Origin of the sequence: Pseudomonas sp. ES3-33 (assembly GCF_000952175.1) — a bacterium.
Lineage (GTDB): Bacteria > Pseudomonadota > Gammaproteobacteria > Pseudomonadales > Pseudomonadaceae > Aquipseudomonas > Aquipseudomonas gregormendelii.
The window spans coordinates 39,828-60,417 of record NZ_JZRI01000062.1; the positions used below are offsets into that span (position 1 = coordinate 39,828).

A 20,590-nucleotide genomic window follows, 5' to 3' on the forward strand; every position below is an offset into this window, starting at 1 on the left:
GCGGCGTTTTAGTATCTGGAAATCGATTGTTGGTCACGAATAACCACGAATAACGTCACGGGCAGTGCCAGGTCGCGCTGTCCTCAAGCTAAGGTTGAAGATGATGCGGAGCAAGGTGACAGGTGCGCAGCGTTGGGTCGTGAAGATCGGCAGCGCTTTGCTGACGGCGGATGGCAAGGGCCTGGATCGCGCGGCAATGGGTGTCTGGGTCGAGCAGATGGTGGCTTTGCATGAGGCTGGCGTTGAGCTGGTGCTGGTGTCCTCAGGGGCGGTAGCAGCGGGGATGAGTCGCCTGGGCTGGAACGTACGACCCAGTGCCATGCACGAGCTCCAGGCGGCGGCTGCCATCGGCCAGATGGGCCTGGTGCAGGCGTGGGAGTCGAGCTTCGCCGAGCATGGCAGGCACACCGCGCAGATCCTCCTGACCCACGACGACCTGTCCGACCGCAAGCGCTACCTCAACGCCCGCAGTACCTTGCGTGCATTGGTCGAGCTGAAAGTCATCCCGGTGATCAATGAAAACGACACCGTGGTCACTGATGAAATCCGTTTCGGCGACAACGACACCCTGGCGGCGCTGGTGGCCAATCTGGTCGAGGCTGATCTGCTGGTGATCCTGACTGATCGCGACGGTATGTTCGACGCTGATCCGCGCAACAACCCCGATGCCAACCTTATCTACGAGGCGCGGGCCGATGATCCGGCGCTGGATGCGGTTGCTGGCGGCACGGGTGGTGCCCTGGGTCGTGGCGGCATGCAAACCAAGTTGCGTGCCGCACGACTGGCCGCGCGCTCTGGTGCTCACACCATTATTGTTGGCGGGCGTATCGAGCGCGTGCTGGATCGTCTGAAGGCGGGCGAGCGCATTGGCACGTTGTTGTCACCTGAGCGCGGCATGCTGGCGGCGCGCAAGCAGTGGCTGGCCGGGCATCTGCAAACCCGTGGCACCCTGGTGCTGGACGCGGGTGCGGTGACCGCTTTGTCCCAGGGCAACAAGAGTTTGCTGCCGGTGGGTGTCAAGCGGGTGCAGGGCAGTTTCCGGCGCGGCGAAATGGTGGTGTGCGTAGCGCCGGATGGTCGTGAGATCGCCCGCGGCCTGGCCAACTACAGCGCGCTGGAGGCACAAAAAATCATTGGTCAGTCGTCTGAGGCGATTGTCGGTCTATTGGGTTACATGGCGGAGCCGGAGCTGGTTCACCGCGATAACCTGATTCTGGTCTGAGGGAATATTCGAATGCGTGTGGCAAAAGGATTGTTGGGTCTGCTGTTGGCGATGCCGCTGCTGGCCTCGGCCGAAGAGATTGGCCAGGTGTCGACGGTGTTCAAGATCGTCGGCCCGAACGACCGCATCGTCGTCGAGGCGTTTGATGATCCGAAGGTTGAGGGCGTGACTTGCTACCTGTCGCGCGCCAAGACTGGCGGAGTGAAGGGTGGGCTGGGATTGGCGGAGGATCGCGCTGAGGCGTCTATCGCCTGCCGCCAGGTCGGGCCGATCAGCTTCAAGGGTGAGTTGAAGGATGGCGATGAGGTGTTCAAGGAGCGCACCTCGCTGGTATTCAAGACCATGCAGGTGGTGCGTTTCCTCGACAAGAAGCGCAATACCCTGGTGTATCTGGTCTACAGCGATCGCCTGATCGAAGGCAGTCCGCAGAATGCGGTGACGGCTATCCCGATCCTGCCGTGGGCCCAGTAGGAGCGAGCTTGCTCGCGAAAAACCAGAGTGCGCCGCGTACATTCAGGCGGCACACGTAATAGTTGACGACCTTCGCGAGCAAGCTCGCTGCTGCAGTTTTTTTTGCGCTCCCATCAAATCGCAGGCAATAAAAAACCGACCCTGAGGTCGGTTTTTCAACAAGCTTATCGCTTAAGCGGCAACAGCAAGGTTCAGAGCCTTGACGTGACCGTTCAGGCGGCTCTTATGACGAGCAGCCTTGTTCTTGTGGATGATGCCTTTATCGGCCATACGGTCGATAACTGGCACGGCCAGAACGTAAGCAGCTTGAGCTTTTTCAGCGTCTTTTGCGTCGATGGCCTTAACTACATTCTTGATGTAGGTACGAACCATGGAACGCAGGCTGGCGTTGTGGCTGCGACGCTTCTCAGCCTGTTTTGCACGTTTTTTGGCGGAAGGTGTGTTGGCCACCGTCGAGCTCCTCGAAAGACTTTTTAGGAAATAGCAAACAAAATAGGCCGCGAATCATGCCGATGAGTTGATGTCTTGTCAAGGGCGGTTGAAACGTTCCGCTAAGTGGTAGGTATAAAGAGGCGGGATATTTATTTCCGGCGCTTGACCTGTAAACTCGCGAGCTTTGGCTCTGTGCTGCTGCGGCGCGGAGTATCGCATAAGTAGGCGCTTTGTTCGCCTGCTGTTTATCGACAGGCACAAACTCTTTCAATGAATCTGCTCAAATCGTTGGCCGCCGTCAGCTCTATCACAATGGTTTCCCGGGTTCTGGGATTCGTTCGTGACACGCTTATCGCACGCACATTCGGCGCCGGAATGGCGACTGATGCCTTCTTTATCGCGTTCAAGCTGCCCAATCTGCTGCGCCGGATCTTCGCCGAGGGCGCGTTTTCCCAGGCTTTCGTGCCAATTCTTGCCGAATACAAAAGCCAGAAGGGCGAGGAGGCGACCCGCACGTTCATTGCCTACGTTTCGGGCCTGCTGACCCTGGTGCTGGCGCTGGTTACGGCCTTGGGTATGCTCGCCGCGCCCTGGGTTATCTGGGCGACGGCCCCCGGTTTCACCGACACCCCGGAAAAATTCGAGCTCACCACCAGCCTTTTGCGGGTGACGTTCCCCTATATTCTGCTCATCTCGTTGTCTTCGCTGGCCGGCGCGATTCTCAATACCTACAACCGTTTCTCGGTGCCGGCTTTCGTACCGACGCTGCTCAATGTCAGCATGATCATCTTTGCGGTGTTCCTCACGCCGTACTTCGATCCGCCGGTCATGGCGCTCGGCTGGGCAGTGCTGGTCGGTGGCCTGGCGCAGTTGCTGTATCAACTGCCGCACCTGAAAAAGATCGGCATGCTCGTGCTGCCGCGCCTGAGCCTGCGCGATACCGGCGTGTGGCGGGTGATGAAGCAGATGTTGCCGGCAATCCTGGGGGTGTCGGTGAGCCAGATCTCGCTGATCATCAACACCATCTTCGCCTCGTTCCTGGTGGCCGGTTCGGTGTCCTGGATGTATTACGCCGACCGCTTGATGGAGTTGCCATCCGGTGTGCTGGGCGTGGCGCTGGGCACGATTTTGCTGCCAACCCTGGCCAAGACATACGCCAGCAAGGACCGCCAGGAGTATTCGCGGATTCTCGATTGGGGCCTGCGCCTGTGCTTCGTGCTGGTGCTGCCGTGCTCCCTGGCGCTGGGTATCCTCGCCGAGCCGTTGACCGTGTCGTTGTTCCAATATGGCCAGTTCACGGCGTTTGATGCGTCCATGACCCAGCGCGCCCTGATCGCCTATTCCGTCGGTCTAATGGGCATTATTGTGATCAAGGTGCTGGCGCCGGGCTTTTATGCGCAACAAAACATCCGTACCCCGGTGAAAATCGCGATTTTTACCCTGATCATCACGCAGTTGTTCAACTTGGTGCTGATCGGGCCGTTGGCGCATGCCGGACTGGCCCTGGCCATCAGCGCCGGCGCCTGCATCAACGCCGGCCTGCTGTTTTACCAGCTGCGCAAGCAGCAGATGTATCAGCCGCAACCTGGTTGGGGGGCGTTCGCCCTGAAGCTGGTAGTGGCCGTGCTGGTCATGTCCGCCGTGTTGCTGGCGGGCATGCATTTCATGCCGGTCTGGGATCAGGGGCATATGCTGGAACGCTTCCTGCGCCTGGGGGCGTTGGTCGCCGCCGGTGTGATCGCTTATTTCGGCATGTTGTTTGTGCTGGGCTTCCGTTTGCGTGACTTCAACCGCAGGGCGCTCAGCTGAGGACGCAAGAACAGGGGCGAGCCGGTGTTTTGGTCGGCTTGATGACTTTGGTTACGGTGTTGCCTGTCGTCGGCCGCCGGGTGTGGTTATAATCGACCACTTTATGAGCAAGAAGCGCGTTATGCAGCTGGTTCGAGGCCTCCACAACCTGCGCCCCCGGCATCGGGGCTGTGTCGCCACTATTGGCAACTTTGACGGTGTTCACCGTGGCCACCAGGCAATCCTGGCGAGGCTGCGTGAGCGTGCGCTCGAGTTGGGCGTGCCCAGCTGCGTGGTGATTTTCGAGCCGCAGCCCAGGGAGTTTTTCGCCCCGGACACGGCCCCGGCCCGTCTGGCCCGGCTGCGGGACAAACTGCAGCTGTTGGCCGACGAAGGCGTCGACCGGGTCCTGTGCCTGGCCTTTAACCAGCGGCTGAGCAAGCTCAGCGCCAGCGAGTTCGTCGAAACCATCCTGGTGGACGGGCTTGGCGTGCAGCACCTGGAGGTCGGCGATGATTTCCGGTTTGGCTGTGATCGCATCGGCGATTTCGAATTCCTGCAGCAAGCCGGGCTGGTTCACGGTTTTACCGTCGAGGCGGCACAAACCGTGGAGCTTGAAGGTATTCGCGTCAGCAGCACCCAGGTTCGCAATGCGCTGGCCGCCGCCGATTTCGCCCTGGCTGAACGGCTGCTCGGCCGGCCGTTCCGTATCGCCGGGCGGGTCTTGCACGGCCAGAAGCTGGCGCGCCAACTGGGTACGCCCACGGCCAACATTCAGCTCAAGCGTCGTCGTGTTCCATTGACCGGGGTGTACCTGGTCAATGTCGATATCGACGGCAAAACCTGGCCCGGCGTCGCCAATATCGGTGTGCGCCCCACGGTCCAGGGGGATGGCAAAGCCCATCTCGAGGTTCATCTTTTAGATTTTGCCGGCGATCTGTATGACCGGCGTTTGACGGTGGTCTTCCACCACAAGCTGCGTGAAGAGCAGCGTTTCGCCTCTCTGGAGGCGCTTAAGACGGCAATCAATGCGGATGTTGCCGCCGCCCGTGCCCTGTCGCACCTAGCGCCAATCGCTAATGAAGAGCCTTAAATGACCGACTATAAAGCCACGCTAAACCTTCCGGACACCGCCTTCCCAATGAAGGCCGGCCTGCCTCAGCGCGAACCGCAAATTCTGCAGCGCTGGGACAGCATTGGCCTGTACGGTAAGTTGCGCGAGATTGGCAAGGATCGTCCGAAGTTCGTGCTTCACGACGGTCCTCCGTACGCCAACGGCACGATTCACATCGGTCATGCGCTGAACAAGATTCTCAAGGACATGATCATCCGCTCGAAGACCCTGTCGGGCTTCGACGCGCCTTACGTTCCGGGCTGGGACTGCCATGGCCTGCCGATCGAGCACAAAGTCGAAGTGACCCACGGCAAGAACCTGGGCGCGGACAAGACCCGCGAACTGTGCCGTGCCTACGCCACCGAGCAGATCGAAGGCCAGAAGTCCGAATTCATCCGTCTGGGCGTGCTGGGCGACTTCGCCAACCCGTACAAGACCATGGATTTCAAGAACGAGGCCGGTGAAATCCGCGCCCTCGCTGAAATCGTCAAGGGCGGCTTCGTGTTCAAGGGCTTGAAGCCTGTGAACTGGTGCTTCGACTGTGGTTCGGCCCTGGCCGAAGCGGAAGTCGAGTACGAGAACAAAAAGTCGTCGACCATCGATGTGGCGTTCCCGATTGCCGATGAAGCCAGGTTGGCTGCCGCTTTCGGTCTGCCATCGTTGGGCAAGCCGGCTTCGATCGTGATCTGGACCACCACCCCGTGGACCATCCCGGCCAACCAGGCGCTTAACGTTCACCCGGAATTCAACTACGCCCTGGTCGACGTCGGCGACAAGCTGCTGGTGCTGGCTGAAGAGCTGGTCGAGTCGTGCCTGGCCCGCTACAGCCTGGAAGGTTCGGTCATTGCGACCACCACCGGTAAAGAACTGGAACTGATCAACTTCCGTCACCCGTTCTACGATCGTCTGTCGCCCGTTTACCTGGCCGAGTACGTGGAACTGGGCGCTGGCACCGGCGTGGTTCACTCCGCCCCGGCCTACGGCGTGGACGACTTCGTGACCTGCAAGAAATACGGCATGGTCAACGACGACATCCTCAACCCGGTTCAGAGCAACGGCGTGTACGTTCCGGCGCTGGAATTCTTCGGCGGCCAGTTCATCTGGAAGGCCAACCCGGCAATCGTCGACAAGCTGACCGAAGTCGGTGCGCTGCTGCACACCACCATCATCGAACACAGCTACATGCACTGCTGGCGGCACAAGACCCCGCTGATCTACCGCGCTACCGCGCAGTGGTTCATCGGCATGGACAAAGAGCCAGTGACCGGCGACACCCTGCGCAAGCGGGCAATCAAGGCCATCGAGGAAACAAAGTTCGTTCCGGCCTGGGGCCAGGCGCGCCTTCACTCGATGATCGCCAACCGTCCGGACTGGTGCATCTCCCGCCAGCGCAACTGGGGCGTGCCGATCCCGTTCTTCCTGAACAAGGAAAGCGGCGAGCTGCACCCACGGACTTCCGAGCTCATGGAAGAAGTCGCCAAGCGCGTCGAAGTCGAAGGTATCGAAGCCTGGTTCAAGATGGACGCTGCCGAGTTGCTCGGTGATGAAGCGCCGCAGTACGACAAGATCAGCGACACCCTCGACGTCTGGTTCGATTCGGGCACCACGCACTGGCACGTCCTGCGCGGTTCGCACCCGATGGGCCACGAGAGCGGCCCGCGTGCCGACCTGTATCTGGAAGGCTCGGACCAACACCGTGGCTGGTTCCACTCGTCGCTGCTGACCGGTTGCGCCATCGACAATCACGCGCCGTACCGCGAGCTGCTGACCCATGGCTTCACCGTCGACGAGTCCGGTCGCAAGATGTCCAAATCCCTGGGCAACGTGATCGCGCCGCAAAAGGTCAACGACACCCTGGGCGCCGACATCATGCGCCTGTGGGTGGCTTCCACCGATTACTCGGGTGAAATGGCGGTTTCCGAGCAGATCCTGCAACGCAGTGCGGACGCCTACCGGCGCATCCGTAACACCGCGCGCTTCCTGCTTTCCAACCTGACCGGTTTCAACCCGGCCACCGACATCCTCCCGGCCGAAGACATGCTGGCGCTGGACCGTTGGGCCGTGGACCGTACCTTGCTGCTGCAACGCGAGCTGCAAGAGCATTACGGCGAATACCGTTTCTGGAACGTCTACTCCAAGATCCACAACTTCTGCGTGCAGGAGCTGGGCGGTTTCTACCTCGACATCATCAAGGACCGCCAGTACACCACTGGCGCCAACAGCAAGGCCCGTCGTTCGGCGCAAACCGCGCTGTACCACATCTCCGAAGCGCTGGTGCGCTGGATCGCGCCGATTCTCGCGTTTACCGCCGACGAACTGTGGGAATACCTGCCGGGCGAGCGCAACGAATCGGTGATGCTCAACACCTGGTACGAAGGCCTGACCGAGCTGCCGGACAACGTCGAACTGGGTCGCGCCTACTGGGAGCGGATCATGGCGGTGAAGGTGGCGGTCAACAAGGAAATGGAAATCCAGCGTGCGGCCAAGGCCGTCGGTGGCAACCTGCAGGCCGAAGTGACCCTGTTTGCCGAAGACGCGCTGAGCGCAGACCTGGCCCAACTGAGCAACGAACTGCGCTTCGTCCTGATCACCTCGACCGCCAGCGTGGCGCCTTTTGTCCAGGCCCCGGCGGACGCGGTAGTCACCGAAGTCAGTGGCCTGAAACTGAAGATCGTCAAGTCCGCCTTCGCCAAGTGCGCCCGTTGCTGGCACTGCCGCGAAGACGTCGGCGTGAACCCGGAGCATCCGGAAATCTGTGGCCGTTGCGTTGATAACATCAGCGGCGCTGGCGAGGTTCGTCACTATGCCTAACGCCGTTGGCCGTTTCGGACGGCTGGGCTGGCTGTGGTTGAGCTTGCTGGTCCTGGTGATTGACCAGGCCAGCAAGTTCTACTTCGAAGGCTCCCTGAGCATGTACCAGCAAATCGTGGTGATCCCTGATTACTTCAGCTGGACCCTGGCCTACAACACTGGCGCGGCGTTCAGCTTCCTGGCTGATAGCTCCGGCTGGCAGCGCTGGTTGTTTGCCCTGATCGCTATCGTGGTCAGTGCAGTGCTGGTCGTGTGGCTCAAGCGTCTGGGACGCAACGAGACCTGGCTGGCAGTCGCCCTGGCACTGGTGCTGGGTGGCGCGTTGGGCAATTTGTATGACCGCATTGCTTATGGCCATGTGATCGATTTCATCCTGGTGCACTGGCAGAACCGCTGGTACTTCCCTGCATTCAATTTCGCCGACAGTGCCATCACTGTCGGTGCCGTGATGCTGGCGCTGGATATGTTCAAAAGTAAAAAGACCGGAGAAGCCGTTCATGACTGAGCACGTATTGGCTGAGCAACGCATCCGCCAGAACACCGAAGTCACTTTGCACTTCGCCCTGCGCCTGGAGAACGGCGACACCGTCGACAGCACCTTCGACAAAGCCCCGGCGACCTTCAAGGTGGGCGATGGCAATTTGTTGCCGGGTTTTGAAGCGGCGCTGTTCGGCTTCAAGGCTGGTGACAAGCGCACGCTGGCGATTGCACCGGAAAACGCGTTTGGCCAGCCAAACCCGCAGAATGTGCAGGTCATCCCGCGCTCGCAGTTCCAGGACATGGACCTGTCGCTAGGTTTGCTGGTGATCTTCAACGATGCGGCCAATACCGAACTGCCAGGCGTGGTAAAAGAGTTCGATGACGAGCAGGTGACCATCGACTTCAATCACCCGCTGTCGGGCAAGACCTTGACCTTTGACGTCGAGATCATCAGCGTCGTATCGCTGTAACTAACAAATCGGCTTTCTGTAGGAGCGAGCTTGCTCGCGATGGTCGTCAACGATAACGCTTACATCCTGGATGTACGCGGTGCCTGCTCGTTTTTCGCGAGCAAGCTCGCTCCTACAGGGCAAGACACGAGGCACAGCATGCAAATCAAACTCGCCAACCCCCGTGGCTTCTGCGCCGGTGTGGACCGTGCGATTGAAATCGTCAATCGCGCCCTGGAAGTCTTCGGGCCACCGATCTACGTGCGCCACGAAGTTGTCCACAACAAATTCGTGGTCGAAGACCTGCGCGCCCGCGGAGCCATTTTCGTCGAGGAACTCGAACAGGTGCCCGACGACGTCATCGTGATCTTCAGTGCCCACGGCGTATCCCAGGCTGTGCGTACCGAAGCCGCCGGCCGTGGCCTGAAAGTGTTCGATGCCACTTGTCCGCTGGTGACCAAGGTTCACATCGAAGTGGCGCGTTATAGCCGCGACGGTCGTGAGTGCATTCTGATTGGCCACGCCGGGCACCCGGAAGTCGAAGGCACCATGGGCCAGTATGACGGCACGAATGGGGGCGCGATCTACCTGGTCGAAGACGAAGAAGACGTCGCGAACTTGCAGGTGCGTGATCCCGGGAAGCTTGCATTCGTGACCCAGACCACCTTGTCCATGGACGATACCAGCCGGGTCATCGATGCCCTGCGAGCGCGTTTCCCGGCGATCGGTGGTCCGCGCAAGGACGATATCTGCTACGCGACGCAAAACCGCCAGGATGCGGTCAAACAACTGGCCGATGAGTGCGACGTGGTGTTGGTCGTGGGCAGCCCGAACAGCTCCAACTCCAATCGCTTGCGTGAACTGGCTGAACGCATGGCCACTCCGGCCTATCTGATCGACGGCGCCGAGGACCTGCAAAAAAGCTGGTTCGACGGCGTTCAGCGGATAGGCATCACCGCAGGCGCTTCGGCACCGGAAGTGCTGGTGCGCGGTGTGATCCAGCAGTTGGAGGCGTGGGGCGCTACCGGTGCCGACGAATTGGCAGGTCGTGAGGAGAATGTGACGTTCTCCATGCCCAAGGAATTACGCGTCCGCTCCCTGCTCTGAATCTTCTGCGCCGACGCAGAGGGCCTGTTGCAGCTTGTTGCTGCGAAGGCTGACTCGACCGGTTGAGGCCAGTACCACCTGATACTGGCTGACCGGCTCGCGTGACGCGCACACATGCAACGTCCCCGCTTGAAAGCCGCCTTGCAGCGGTTCGCCAAGATGGCTGAACCGTATCGCGCTTTTGACATTCTTGTTGCCGACCACCTTTGTACCTGCGCTACCCTGACGTTCGACCAGCAGTGGATTGCTGCTGTCTTCATAGCCCTGGCTGCTGGCATCGACAATGATTCGCCATCCCTGGCTCCAATCGCCGTTAATACCGTGGATCATGATGGTCTGGCTGCGGGTGATTGCCTCGCTTCGCGCGCTGCGCAAGCCACCGACCAGCGACTTCGCCGCCTCTTCGCGATAAATTGACTCGGTGAGCGTCGCGTACACCGGGGTGACCAACGCCAGAACAATCCCGGCGATCGTCAGTCCCATAAGCAATTCGACCAGGCTGAAGCCTCGCTGATGCATGTCATTGCGTCCCTGGAGTGTGATCATGCGCATTCCCTGCGCGAGTGAAGGCAAAACAACCGAACATCTTGCGGCTGAATGTTCTAGCGTGTAGCAGCAGGTATAGCCGACGGCAACGGAGGGCACTGATGGATCGTGGTACAAAAGGTTTCACGCTGATCGAGTTGCTGGTTGCACTGGCCATTTTTCTGATCCTGATCACCATGGCCGTTCCGGCGTTTACCAGTTCAGTGCAACGTACCAAGGCCGACACCGAGGTTGGGGACCTGCGACGGGCCCTGAGTTACGCGAGGCTGGAGGCGATTGACCGAGGCATTACCACTCAGGTTCTTCCGAAAGGCGGCGCATGGACCGGCGAATTGACGGTTTCCGACATTTCCAGCTCGCCAGCCAATGTATTGCGGGTTGTTCCTGCAATGAGCAGCGGGGCGAGTCTGGCGCTAACCTCAGGAGTGACCGCCATCAGTTTCAATAACCTGGGCGGGCTGGCGGCACCTGCTACTGCAGTGGCGATCACTTATGTGCTGGGGGCACAGAGCCGAACGCTGAATGTGTGTTTGAACGGACGTATTCTATTGGGTGGAAACTGCGGATGAGGCAAGGGAGCAAGCGTGCCCAGGAGGGCATGACGCTGATCGAGGTGCTGGTTGCAGTGTTGATTCTGACCGTGGGGCTATTGGGCGCAGCGGCGATTCAGCTCAATGCCCTGAAGTACACCGACAGTTCGCGGATGACCAGCCAGGCGAGCTTCATTGCCTACGACATGATGGACCGCATTCGCGCCAACTCCGGCGCCGATTATACGATCACGCCCCCGACCTCGGGCAACCTGAGCGTGGCCCGGGATCAGGACCTTTTCGACTTCACCGGCAACATCGCCAGCGCCTTGGGTGCCACTGCCACGGGTACCATTGCCTTGAGCCAACGGGTGTACACCATCACGATCACCTGGGATGACTCACGCGCCGCCAATACCAACACTCGCCGCAGTTTTGTATTAACCAGTCGCGCCACCGTCGACCCGGTATCAACGCCATGAATCGCGCTCAAAAAGGTTTTGGCCTGATCGAGCTATTGATCGCCCTCGCGTTGAGCCTGGTGGTTGTCCTGGGCGTGGCGCAGATTTTTATCGCCGCCAAGAACACTTACGTCAGTCAGAACAACGCCTCCAACATGCAGGAAGACGCCCGGTTCGTGCTGGGCAAAATGATTCAGGAAATTCGCATGGTCGGCATGTTCGGTTGCCTCGGGATCATCACGGATTCCAGTTCTTCGAGCGACTTCAGTGCCAGCCAGATCACGCCCATCAGCTGGGACAGCACCAACCTCAAGCTCACGCTGGTGACTGGCGATGTCGGCGTAAATGGTGGAGCGCCCACCTGGACAGTGATTTCCGATTGTCGAAACAGCGCCACGGCCTACAGTCAGGCGAAGGCCCCGGTAGCGGGGCAGTTGGCGTTTCCGATCCGGCGACTTGTCTACAGCCTGAAAAACGGACAGCTGACGATGGGCGTACATGGTGGTACGCCCACCCAATTCGTACTGGTGGACAATGTCAGTGCCTTCGACGTCAGCTTCGGCCTCGCCAGCTCTGCCAGCGAAGTGGCCGCTTCCAGCTACAGCAGTAACCCCTCTGACCCGGCGCGTATTCGCAGCGTGCGCCTGACGTTGACCCTTACCGACCCTGAAAAAAGGGTACGTGATCAAACCTTCAACGTGGTTGCCGCCTTGCGCAATCGCCTGCAATGAGAGAGGGGCCGATGAGTATTCCCGATGCGGTTCCTCGCTCCCAGCGCGGTATGGCGCTGTTGGTCAGCCTGGTATTTCTGCTACTGCTGACGCTGATTGGTCTTTCCTCGATGCAGAGCGCCACCCTGCAGGAAAAAATGGCCACCAGCGTGTCGTTGCGCAATCAGTCGTTCCAGAATGCAGAAGCGGCATTACGCATGGGCGAAAATGCGGTGCAACTGTCCACCTATACCTTGGCCGTGTGCAGTGGGACCATCCAGTGTGCGCCGCCCGCAGAGTCCACCTTGATGACTGGCGCCGGGTTCAATACGACGTCAGGAGTGACCTGGATCGCCGCCGGCAGTGGCTTCTACGGAGTACAGAACATCGGAACCACAGTGAATGCGGTGAATGTGCCGAGCAATACCTCGGCAACGCTTTACCGCGTCACGGCCGTGGCCGTGGTCGGTGACAACATTCGCAGTGTGGTGGAGAGCATCTATGCGAAGTACTGAGCGGCGCGCCGGCTGGTGGCAGATACTCTGCGGCATGCTGGTGAGTTTTTACCTGGCGGCTCCGGCCTATGCCTTCACCCCGTCCGACTCGCCCCTGCTGAGTGCGGCCGCGGTGGCGCCGAACGTGATGTTGCTGATCGATAACTCGGGGAGCATGAACAACATCATCTATGCCGCCGCTTTCGATCCGAACATCAATCGCACACCGGCCCGTGAGTGCAACACGTTCCTGGGGGTGTGTTACGCCTCGACGGCCATCACCGGGGATTCGATATTCCTGTCGAGCCTATCCACGTCAGGCTGTTCGAACGGCTACTCCTCGTTTTACAACAACAGCGTTTCACCACTGTGCATCAAACTGCCAGACCCCGCAGGCAACGGCGATACCCGCTACTCGGCGAATTACATCGCCTACGTTGTAGGCCTGGCCAACGGCCAGAGAACGGATTTTTCCACGTCCAGCTCGCCCATTCCCATCGAATCACGGATCAGCGTGGCGCGCAGCGTATCGACTTCGCTGGTTACCGCCAACCGCACGCTACGCATCGGCCTCGCGACGTTCAACGCCGTAACCAGCAACAACCGGGGTAACGGCGGCTACATCGCCGTCCCCATCGACGATCTGACCACGGATGCCAAATTCAACGCGCTGACCGATTCCATCGACGCCTTGCGGGCTGTCGCCAACACGCCATTGGCGGAAACCTACTACGAAGTCACCCGCTACATGCGCGGCCTGGGTTCGTACTACAACGGCTCCAGGACCTATACCAGCCCGATCCAGTACCGGTGCCAGAAAAACTACGGTGTGGTGATCACCGATGGTTTGCCAACCTTCGACCGAACCTTTCCCACTGACGACCCCCAGGCCACGGCCAAGGGCGGCCCAAGACTGCCCAACTGGGACGGCATCAACAATGATGGTGACAATCCGCTGGGTGGTGACGACGAGGGTGATTCGCTGTTTCTGGATGACATCGCCAAGTTCGCCTTTGATATCGACATGCGTTCCACCGGGGTTGATCTGGCGAAAAAAGCCTGGGATTCGGCAGATTTTCCCAGGCAGAACATGAACACCTACACCGTAGGATTTACCACGGCCAACCAGATGCTGGAAGACGCGGCAAGGTACGGCCAGGGCAAGTACTACCTCGCCACCGATAGCACCGACCTGACCACTGCGCTGTCGTCGGCCTTGAGCGAAATCACCTCCAAGGCCGGTTCGGGTGGCAGCGGCACCACCAGCAGCGCGGTGGTCGGGATCGGTTCTTCGTACTACCAGACCAGCTACGACCCCAAGGACTGGCGCGGCACTATCAAATCCTTTGGCTTCACTGCCACGGGTGCGGTGGATACTGGCTCGTTGCTGTGGAGCACGGACAAGACGATAGTTCCCGGCGCGACTGCACCGACTTACCAGTCCTGGAATACCCAGGACAATGTGCCGGTGACCCTGGGGTTCAACAACTTCTCGACGGCGCAACAGGCGGTCCTGAACCAGGGGCTGCCCACCACCATCAAGGGCACCGATCTGGTGGAGTGGAGCAAAGGCATCAACAAGGCCGGGTTGAAGGTACGCAGCGCTTTGCTCGGCGACATCATCAACTCGCCGCTGGTGCTGGCCTCGCCTACGGAGAAAACGGCTTCCGACCTGGCCGGTGATAGCAGCTACAGCACCTACCTGGCCAATAAGGCTGCCAATATGACTGCCAGCCTGGTGGTCAACGGCAACGACGGTTTTGTCAGCGTCATCAACGCCAGCCCCACGAGTAACGCCAGCAATGGCAGCCGGCGTTACGCCTACATGCCCTCCAGCGTCCTGCCGTCGCTGCGGTATATCGCCGATCCCACCTACATCAACGGCACCAGCCACAAGTTTCTGGTAGACGGCCAGGTCGGCGTGTTCGACGCCAAAATCGGCTCCGGCTGGAAAACCATGGCCGTGGGCGGAACCGGGGCGGGCGGCAGGACGTTTTACGGGCTGCAGCTGTTCGACGCTACGGCGGGCAACGTGACCAAGGCGGCCTGGGAGATCAGTGCGCCGGCCACGCCGACCCCTGCAAATGCTTTTAATGACCTGGGTTATGCCTACGCTCGTCCTGAAGTCGCGCGCCTGGACGATGGCCGCTGGGCGGCGTTTATCTCCAACGGTTACGGGAGCAACTCAGGGGTTGCGGCGTTGTACGTCATCGACCTCAGCAACGGCTCGCTGATCAGGAAAATCGTGGCCGACAGCACCGGAAATGACAACGGGCTGTCCTCGGTGAAGCTCAAGGTCAACTCGCAGAATGTGGTACAGGCCGCTTATGGCGGTGACCTCAAGGGGCGGCTGTGGAAGTTTGACCTCAGCAGTACCAGCAGCGATGCGTGGAACGTGGCGTTTGCCGGCAAGCCTTTGTTTACCGCTACCACCGCCGGCGGCACGTTGCAGCCCATCACTGCGCAACCCTTGCTGGCCGACAATGCCCTGGGCGGTAAAGTGGTATTTTTCGGCACGGGCAAGTTCAATGAGACCGCAGACAAGACCAACAAGGATCTGCAGGCCTTTTACGCCGTATGGGACGCCGACGGTGGTTCAGGACAGTTCACCCCGGCCAATCTGCAGCAGCAATCGGTGCAGAGTGTATTCTCGGGCAGCGCCGGACAATTCATCACCACCAGCCAGGAGGAAGTGACCTACCCGGCAGAGAAGGGCTGGTACCTGCCACTGGTCTACAACAGCGCGCTGACCGGTGAACGAGTGATCAACCAGGCGGCCCTGGTGCTGGGGCGGATCGTCTTCACCACCGCCAGCGTCGATACCACCGACCCCTGTGCCAGTTTTGGTACCGGCAAACTGGTCGAACTGGATGCGTTCAACGGTAAGATGCTTAATTATGCTGTGCTCGACACCAACGGTGACGGGCTGGTGGACGGCACGGATGCGATTTCCAGCGGCGTGGTGTTCACGGGCGGAATACCGGTGCTCAACGCTATCGTCAACGGGGGCGCCCGCAAGATCGTCAACGACTCCAGCGGAACGCCAACCTCGTTGGTTGAAAAGGCCGGCGGAGGCAGCCGGCGCATCATGTGGCGACAAATTCAGTAAGCGAGAGTGCAGGCATGCGTAGATCGAACCGCGGTTTTACCCTGATCGAGATCATGATCGTGATTGCGATCATCGGTATCGTCATCACCATTGGCTATCCGAGCCTGACCGAATATGTAAAAAAGGGCCGCCGGGCTGAAGTGGCAGGTTTGCTCTCCGAGCAGGCGCAGATACTCGAGCGGTTCTATTCCAACTCGAAAACCAGTGTGTACACCGGCGCGACCTTGAGCGCGGGCAACGACTACTACACCATCGTGCCCACCCTGGCCGATCAGACTTTCAAACTGACGGCCACCCGGAAAGTCGGTTCGGCGATGGCCACTGACAAGTGTGGGGATTTCACGATTACCAACACCGGCGCCAGAGGCATGGAAAATGCCGCAGCCGGGCTGACCACCAAGGATTGCTGGGGGCGCTGAGTTTTTTTCGGGTGCGTTTTGTGCCCCTGTCTATCTAATGGTTGGATCAGAACATGACCAGGCAACAGCACGTGGTGATCGTCGGCGGCGGAGTGATTGGCCTGCTGACGGCATTCAATCTCGCCTCTGAAGTACAAAGCGTTGTACTGCTGGATCGATCAAATGTCGGCCAGGAAGCGTCCTGGGCCGGTGGCGGTATCGTTTCGCCGCTGTACCCGTGGCGTTATAGCCCGGCGGTTACCGCGCTGGCGCACTGGTCACAGGATTTTTATCCACAACTTGGCGCGCGCCTGTTCGCGGCCACTGGTGTGGACCCCGAAGTGCACACCACCGGCCTGTACTGGCTGGACCTGGACGATGAAGCCGAAGCGCTGGCCTGGGCGCTACGCGAACACCGGCCGCTGCGGGCGGTGGACCTCTCGGCGGTTCATGATGCCGTGCCTGTGCTCGGGCCGGGGTTTTCCCGGGCGATCTACATGGCTGATGTCGCCAACGTGCGCAATCCGCGGCTGGTGAAGTCCCTCAAGGCTGCGTTGCTGGCATTGCCGAATGTGACTGTTCATGAGCAGTGCGAGGTGCGCGAGTTCATTCGTGAAGGCGAGCAGGTGGTGGGCGTGCGGACTTCGGCGGGCGCGATTGCGGCTGACCAGGTGGTACTGACTGCGGGGGCGTGGAGCGGGGATCTGCTCAAGACCCTCGGGCTTGAGCTGCCGGTGGAGCCGGTGAAAGGCCAGATGATTTTGTACAAATGCGCTGCCGATTTTTTGCCGAGCATGGTGCTGGCCAAAGGGCGATACGCGATTCCTCGCCGCGATGGGCATATTCTGATCGGCAGTACCCTGGAGCACGAGGGCTTCGACAAGACGCCGACCGAGACCGCGCTGCAGAGCCTGAAAGCTTCAGCGGTGGAGTTGATTCCGGCATTGGCGGACGCTGAAGTCGTCGGGCATTGGGCTGGATTGCGTCCGGGTTCACCGGAGGGTATTCCGTACATTGGCCAGGTGCCCGGGTTCGAGGGGCTGTGGCTCAATTGCGGACATTATCGCAACGGCCTGGTACTGGCGCCGGCGTCGTGTCAGTTGTTTGCGGATGTGATGCTGGGGCGCGAGCCGATCATTGATCCGGCGCCCTATGCGCCAACTGGGCGGCTCTGACAGACGATCAAAAGATCGCAGCCTGCGGCAGCTCCTACGGGGAGTGCGATCTTCCTGCTTTAATCCAGCCCCAATTTCTTGAGCCTGTAGCGCATCGAGCGGAATGACAGATTCAGCCGCTGAGCCGCTGCCGTGCGGTTCCAGCGGGTTTCCTCCAGCGCCTGGAGGATGAGTTTGCGTTCCACGTTTTCCAGGTAATCTTCCAGATTGTCGATCTGCGTCAGGTCCGGTAAGTCTCCATCCGCTGTGCAATTGCCCTCCATGAGCCGAAGGTCGCTGGACTCAATCTGCTGGTTTTCGCATAAGGTGTAAGCGCGCTCAAGAACATTCTCCAGTTCCCTGACGTTGCCCGGAAAGCGATAGTTCTTCAAGGCTTCCAGCGCGTGGGGGTGGAGTTTCACCGCTGGCTCGCCGCTGTTGCTGGCCAGTCGCTTGAGCATATGGCTCGCCAGGGATTCGATGTCGTCACGACGTTCGCGCAGCGCTGGCACCCGCAATTCGATCACGTTGAGGCGGTAATACAGGTCCTGGCGAAAGCGTTCAGCGGCAACTTCGGCGTCGAGGTCCTTGTGGGTGGCGCAGAGAATTCGCACATCCACCACGGTTTCCTGTTGTCCGCCGACGCTGCGCACGGCTTTCTCCTGAATCGCCCGCAGCAGCTTGACCTGCATGGCTAACGGCAAGTCAGCCACTTCGTCGAGAAACAGGGTGCCGCCATTGGCGGCCTGGAACAGTCCGGGTTTGTCGTCGATGGCGCCACTGAAGCTGCCTTTGCGATGCCCGAAAAACTCGCTTTCCATCAACTCGGACGGAATCGCCCCGCAGTTCACCGGAACGAATGGCTGGTTGGCGCGCGGGCCTTGTTCGTGGATCAGTCGAGCGACCAGTTCCTTGCCACTGCCGGATTCACCGCTGATGTACACCGGGGCCTGGCTGCGTGCCAGTTTGTCGATGTGTTTGCGCAGGTTGCGCATGGGCAGGGACTCACCCAGCAACCGGCGTTCGATTGAAATCGCGGTGCCACCCACGGGTGACAGGCGCAGCGCGGTGGTGACCAGCTCACGCAGACGGGTCAGGTCGACCGGCTTGGTCAGGAAGTCGAAAGCACCGGCCTTGAGCGCGTTGATGGCCGTTTCCAGGCTGCCATACGCCGTGATCATGGCCACTGGCAGCTGTGGATAACGTTGCTGGATGTATTGCACCAGCTCCAGCCCCGTGCCGTCCGGCAGGCGCATGTCGGTCAGGCACAGGTCGAAGGTTTCCCGCGCCAGCAAGGCCTGGGCTTCGCCAAGGTCGCGGGCACTGAAGGTGTCGAGCTTCATCCTGCCCAGGGTGATTTCCAGGAGTTCGCGGATATCCGGTTCATCGTCGACGATCAGAATTTTTTGCAGTGGGCTCATGTTCAACTTTGTTTCCGTCCGTGAGCAAAGGTGATGCGAAAGCAGCCGCCGCCTTGGCGTGGTTTGAAGTCTAGGCGGGCCTGGTTGCTTTCGCATAGCTCACGGGACAGATAAAGCCCCAGGCCTGTGCCTTGGGGGCTCGTTGTGAAGAAAGGTTCGAACAGATGAGCCTGGGCTGGTGCCGGGACCCCGGGGCCGTTGTCGCGGACCTCCAGGGTCGGCAGCTGACTGTGCGGGTCCAGGAACAACTCCAGCCAGACCTGCGCCTGGGCATTTATCTGGGCGCTGTGGCGCCAGGCATTGCGCAACAAATTGTCGAGAATCTGGGTCAGCTGATTGGGATCCATCAAGGTCCTGAAGTCTCCCGGTGCAATGCTCAGATGAAGCTGCCGGGTTTCTGTCGCGGCCTCGCGGGCTTCAGCGACAAACTGCTCAAGCCAAGGCTTCAGATCGAGCCGCTGGGGTACTGTTTGTTGGCGCCGGGACAATTGCAGGACGTTTTCGATGACCCGGTTCATCCGCTGGGAGTGATCTTGAATGATCTGCGTCAGACGCCGATCGGCGCTGTTCAGTTCCTCGGATTCCTGTAATAGCTGGGCGGCGTGACTGATGGCGCCCAGTGGATTGCGAATTTCATGGGAGATGCTCGCGGTAAGACGCCCCAGCGCGACAAGTTTGAGTTGCTGGGCCTGTTGGGCGATCTGCGCCAGGTCTTCAAGGAATATAAGGGTTTGCTGCCTTGGACTTCGTTCAAGGGCAATGAAACTGGGCTGCAGCTCCAGGCCATTGCTGTCGATTCTCAGGCTCTGGGGACGCAATGTCGGGTTGTTTAGCCATAGTTGCAGGCGTTCGACCAGTTCTGGAAAGTCCTGGTCGAGCGAGCGCCCTTCAAGCGCGCCATGGTCCAGAAGTTTCAGCGCGCTGTGGTTGGCCAGTTGAATGCGCCGTAAATCGTCGACCACCAGAATACCGGTACGCATGCGCTGCAGAATCAGCGAGTTGAGAGCCTCAAGCCCCACCACTTCGCTGGCACGCTGTTCGGCCAGGGTTTCGCTGACCTCCAGGCGACGGATCAGGCCTTGCACCAGCAATGCTGCCGCAAAGCAAAGCGCCCCCAGCGTGCCGACCTGCAAGTTATCGTTGGGGCTGGTGGTTTGGCTGAAACTCAGCAGGAAGCCGGACCCTACGATGCCGAGCGCGCCGATGGCGGCGATCAGCAGGCCGATGCGTCGTCGCAACAGGGTATTGCTGATGGCCACAGAGACAATCAGCAGGTTGCCGATCGCACTGTGCACGCCACCGGCGGCGTAGAACAGCGCGCACAACAGCAGCACGTCGACCAGTGCCAGGGTGAGAAGCTGGCCAGGGCGCCGGGTGTTCTCCAGGAACACTACCAGCAGAATGTTCAATACCAGGTACAGCCAGCTGCCACTGCGCAGCAGCTCGCCATTGGCGAGCGAAAGCAGCTGGCTGTCCATGTTGCTGGAAATCAGCAGCACCAGGGTGATGCCGACGCTCAGGCGGTAGAGATGATAGAGACGCAGCAGTCGCTGGGCTTGTTTGTGGCCGGGACGGGTGGTCTCAGCGGTCACTGGAACCCGGGCCTTGCTCTAGGTGAGCCTGGCTGCAATACCATTGCTGTTGAAGGCTCAGGGCTCGCTCCCGGGGCAGGTGCACGCCGCAATGAGCGCAACAAACCATGGGGGCCGCTTCCCGCTCGGCAGGCGAGCGAGGCGCTGCCGCCTGGCCCTTGAACTTGCGCCACAACCAGATGGCGGCGGCAATCAGGGCGATCCAGAACAATAAACGAAGCATGTTGAGCTGCTTTATGGCGAGTGATGGAGCAGTTTAGCCAAGGAGCTGATCAGCGCACAGCGATATAACGCTGCGAGA

20 protein-coding genes are annotated in these 20,590 nt (G+C 60.0%); 15 read left to right on the plus strand and 5 right to left on the minus strand.

Annotated features, from left to right (window positions below):
* The first annotated feature begins 103 nt into the window (after positions 1–103).
* Both proB and UB23_RS11035 read left to right on the plus strand, forming a co-directional pair.
* Positions 104–1,222 carry a glutamate 5-kinase gene (gene proB / locus UB23_RS11030; protein ID WP_045059352.1) on the plus strand — a complete coding sequence of 373 codons (1,119 nt, stop codon included), beginning with the start codon at positions 104–106 and terminating at the stop codon, positions 1,220–1,222.
* Between the two features lie 12 nt (positions 1,223–1,234).
* Positions 1,235–1,693, plus strand: coding sequence for a CreA family protein (locus UB23_RS11035; RefSeq protein ID WP_045059353.1), 459 nt, complete (start codon positions 1,235–1,237; stop codon positions 1,691–1,693).
* 171 nt (positions 1,694–1,864) lie between these two features.
* On the opposite strand, the gene rpsT is transcribed toward UB23_RS11035, so the two are convergent.
* On the minus strand, positions 1,865–2,143 hold the full coding sequence (rpsT, locus tag UB23_RS11040) for a 30S ribosomal protein S20 (RefSeq protein WP_008154937.1): 279 nt from the start codon (positions 2,141–2,143) through the stop codon (positions 1,865–1,867).
* Positions 2,144–2,395: 252 nt separating this feature from the next.
* On the opposite strand from rpsT, the gene murJ reads away from it, so the two are divergent.
* The 6 genes from murJ (at position 2,396) to ispH (ending at position 9,874) form a co-directional block, all read left to right on the plus strand.
* Entirely contained in the window at positions 2,396–3,934 is a 1,539-nt protein-coding gene (murJ, locus tag UB23_RS11045; protein WP_045059354.1) for a murein biosynthesis integral membrane protein MurJ, read from the plus strand.
* Between the two features lie 121 nt (positions 3,935–4,055).
* Positions 4,056–5,006 (plus strand): bifunctional riboflavin kinase/FAD synthetase, encoded by a 951-nt coding sequence (ribF, locus tag UB23_RS11050; protein ID WP_045059355.1) that lies wholly within the window; start codon positions 4,056–4,058, stop codon positions 5,004–5,006.
* Positions 5,007–7,838, plus strand: a complete 2,832-nt coding sequence (gene ileS, locus UB23_RS11055) for an isoleucine--tRNA ligase (protein WP_045059356.1) — start codon at positions 5,007–5,009, stop codon at positions 7,836–7,838.
* Positions 7,831–8,343 (plus strand): signal peptidase II, encoded by a 513-nt coding sequence (gene lspA / locus UB23_RS11060; protein ID WP_045059357.1) that lies wholly within the window; start codon positions 7,831–7,833, stop codon positions 8,341–8,343. Before ileS ends, lspA begins: the two co-directional genes overlap by 8 nt.
* The gene (gene fkpB / locus UB23_RS11065) at positions 8,336–8,788 is read left to right on the plus strand and encodes an FKBP-type peptidyl-prolyl cis-trans isomerase (RefSeq protein ID WP_045059358.1); all 453 of its coding nucleotides are present in this window, start codon (positions 8,336–8,338) and stop codon (positions 8,786–8,788) included. Before lspA ends, fkpB begins: the two co-directional genes overlap by 8 nt.
* A 138-nt stretch (positions 8,789–8,926) precedes the next feature.
* Complete coding sequence (gene ispH / locus UB23_RS11070; protein WP_045059418.1) at positions 8,927–9,874, plus strand: 4-hydroxy-3-methylbut-2-enyl diphosphate reductase; 948 nt, start codon at positions 8,927–8,929, stop codon at positions 9,872–9,874.
* On the opposite strand, the gene UB23_RS11075 is transcribed toward ispH, so the two are convergent.
* A complete protein-coding gene (locus tag UB23_RS11075) occupies positions 9,851–10,393 on the minus strand; it encodes a GspH/FimT family pseudopilin (protein WP_045059419.1) in 543 nt (180 codons plus the stop codon). The two genes, ispH and UB23_RS11075, sit on opposite strands and share 24 nt — an antisense overlap.
* Before the next feature lie 128 nt (positions 10,394–10,521).
* Between UB23_RS11075 and UB23_RS11080 the strand changes: the two genes are divergently transcribed.
* The 7 genes from UB23_RS11080 to thiO are packed head-to-tail and all read left to right on the plus strand — an operon-like array spanning position 10,522 to position 17,297.
* Positions 10,522–10,989 carry a GspH/FimT family pseudopilin gene (locus UB23_RS11080; protein WP_045059359.1) on the plus strand — a complete coding sequence of 156 codons (468 nt, stop codon included), beginning with the start codon at positions 10,522–10,524 and terminating at the stop codon, positions 10,987–10,989.
* On the plus strand, positions 10,986–11,432 hold the full coding sequence (gene pilV / locus UB23_RS11085) for a type IV pilus modification protein PilV (protein WP_045059360.1): 447 nt from the start codon (positions 10,986–10,988) through the stop codon (positions 11,430–11,432). The genes UB23_RS11080 and pilV overlap by 4 nt, the downstream gene beginning before the upstream one ends.
* Positions 11,429–12,142, plus strand: a complete 714-nt coding sequence (locus UB23_RS11090; protein ID WP_045059361.1) for a PilW family protein — start codon at positions 11,429–11,431, stop codon at positions 12,140–12,142. The genes pilV and UB23_RS11090 overlap by 4 nt, the downstream gene beginning before the upstream one ends.
* A gap of 11 nt (positions 12,143–12,153) precedes the next feature.
* Positions 12,154–12,636: a pilus assembly PilX family protein gene (locus tag UB23_RS11095; RefSeq protein WP_045059362.1), complete on the plus strand. Its 483-nt coding sequence runs from the start codon at positions 12,154–12,156 to the stop codon at positions 12,634–12,636.
* Positions 12,623–15,724, plus strand: a complete 3,102-nt coding sequence (locus UB23_RS11100; protein ID WP_045059363.1) for a pilus assembly protein — start codon at positions 12,623–12,625, stop codon at positions 15,722–15,724. Before UB23_RS11095 ends, UB23_RS11100 begins: the two co-directional genes overlap by 14 nt.
* A gap of 14 nt (positions 15,725–15,738) precedes the next feature.
* Positions 15,739–16,143: a type IV pilin protein gene (locus UB23_RS11105; protein WP_045059364.1), complete on the plus strand. Its 405-nt coding sequence runs from the start codon at positions 15,739–15,741 to the stop codon at positions 16,141–16,143.
* 53 nt (positions 16,144–16,196) lie between these two features.
* Positions 16,197–17,297 carry a glycine oxidase ThiO gene (thiO, locus tag UB23_RS11110; protein ID WP_045059365.1) on the plus strand — a complete coding sequence of 367 codons (1,101 nt, stop codon included), beginning with the start codon at positions 16,197–16,199 and terminating at the stop codon, positions 17,295–17,297.
* A gap of 59 nt (positions 17,298–17,356) precedes the next feature.
* On the opposite strand, the gene UB23_RS11115 is transcribed toward thiO, so the two are convergent.
* The 3 genes from UB23_RS11115 to UB23_RS11125 are packed head-to-tail and all read right to left on the minus strand — an operon-like array spanning position 17,357 to position 20,512.
* The gene (locus tag UB23_RS11115; RefSeq protein WP_045059366.1) at positions 17,357–18,697 is read right to left on the minus strand and encodes a sigma-54-dependent transcriptional regulator; all 1,341 of its coding nucleotides are present in this window, start codon (positions 18,695–18,697) and stop codon (positions 17,357–17,359) included.
* Between the two features lie 2 nt (positions 18,698–18,699).
* On the minus strand, positions 18,700–20,289 hold the full coding sequence (locus UB23_RS11120; RefSeq protein WP_045059367.1) for a sensor histidine kinase: 1,590 nt from the start codon (positions 20,287–20,289) through the stop codon (positions 18,700–18,702).
* A complete protein-coding gene (locus UB23_RS11125) occupies positions 20,279–20,512 on the minus strand; it encodes a PP0621 family protein (protein ID WP_045059368.1) in 234 nt (77 codons plus the stop codon). Before UB23_RS11125 ends, UB23_RS11120 begins: the two co-directional genes overlap by 11 nt.
* Between the last annotated feature and the right edge of the window lie 78 nt (positions 20,513–20,590).

What these genes read in the sequence shown, in the direction of transcription:
- ispH (WP_045059418.1), top strand. Translation starts at nt 8,927, where the DNA reads ATGCAAATCAAACTCGCCAACCCCCGTGGCTTCTGCGCCGGTGTGGAC.
- lspA (WP_045059357.1), top strand. Translation starts at nt 7,831, where the DNA reads ATGCCTAACGCCGTTGGCCGTTTCGGACGGCTGGGCTGGCTGTGGTTG.
- UB23_RS11115 (WP_045059366.1), bottom strand. Translation starts at nt 18,697, where the DNA reads ATGAGCCCACTGCAAAAAATTCTGATCGTCGACGATGAACCGGATATC.
- UB23_RS11100 (WP_045059363.1), top strand. Translation starts at nt 12,623, where the DNA reads ATGCGAAGTACTGAGCGGCGCGCCGGCTGGTGGCAGATACTCTGCGGC.
- UB23_RS11095 (WP_045059362.1), top strand. Translation starts at nt 12,154, where the DNA reads ATGAGTATTCCCGATGCGGTTCCTCGCTCCCAGCGCGGTATGGCGCTG.
- UB23_RS11075 (WP_045059419.1), bottom strand. Translation starts at nt 10,393, where the DNA reads ATGCATCAGCGAGGCTTCAGCCTGGTCGAATTGCTTATGGGACTGACG.
- UB23_RS11125 (WP_045059368.1), bottom strand. Translation starts at nt 20,512, where the DNA reads ATGCTTCGTTTATTGTTCTGGATCGCCCTGATTGCCGCCGCCATCTGG.
- UB23_RS11090 (WP_045059361.1), top strand. Translation starts at nt 11,429, where the DNA reads ATGAATCGCGCTCAAAAAGGTTTTGGCCTGATCGAGCTATTGATCGCC.
- ileS (WP_045059356.1), top strand. Translation starts at nt 5,007, where the DNA reads ATGACCGACTATAAAGCCACGCTAAACCTTCCGGACACCGCCTTCCCA.
- pilV (WP_045059360.1), top strand. Translation starts at nt 10,986, where the DNA reads ATGAGGCAAGGGAGCAAGCGTGCCCAGGAGGGCATGACGCTGATCGAG.
- ribF (WP_045059355.1), top strand. Translation starts at nt 4,056, where the DNA reads ATGCAGCTGGTTCGAGGCCTCCACAACCTGCGCCCCCGGCATCGGGGC.
- thiO (WP_045059365.1), top strand. Translation starts at nt 16,197, where the DNA reads ATGACCAGGCAACAGCACGTGGTGATCGTCGGCGGCGGAGTGATTGGC.
- murJ (WP_045059354.1), top strand. Translation starts at nt 2,396, where the DNA reads ATGAATCTGCTCAAATCGTTGGCCGCCGTCAGCTCTATCACAATGGTT.
- UB23_RS11105 (WP_045059364.1), top strand. Translation starts at nt 15,739, where the DNA reads ATGCGTAGATCGAACCGCGGTTTTACCCTGATCGAGATCATGATCGTG.
- proB (WP_045059352.1), top strand. Translation starts at nt 104, where the DNA reads ATGCGGAGCAAGGTGACAGGTGCGCAGCGTTGGGTCGTGAAGATCGGC.
- fkpB (WP_045059358.1), top strand. Translation starts at nt 8,336, where the DNA reads ATGACTGAGCACGTATTGGCTGAGCAACGCATCCGCCAGAACACCGAA.
- UB23_RS11035 (WP_045059353.1), top strand. Translation starts at nt 1,235, where the DNA reads ATGCGTGTGGCAAAAGGATTGTTGGGTCTGCTGTTGGCGATGCCGCTG.
- UB23_RS11080 (WP_045059359.1), top strand. Translation starts at nt 10,522, where the DNA reads ATGGATCGTGGTACAAAAGGTTTCACGCTGATCGAGTTGCTGGTTGCA.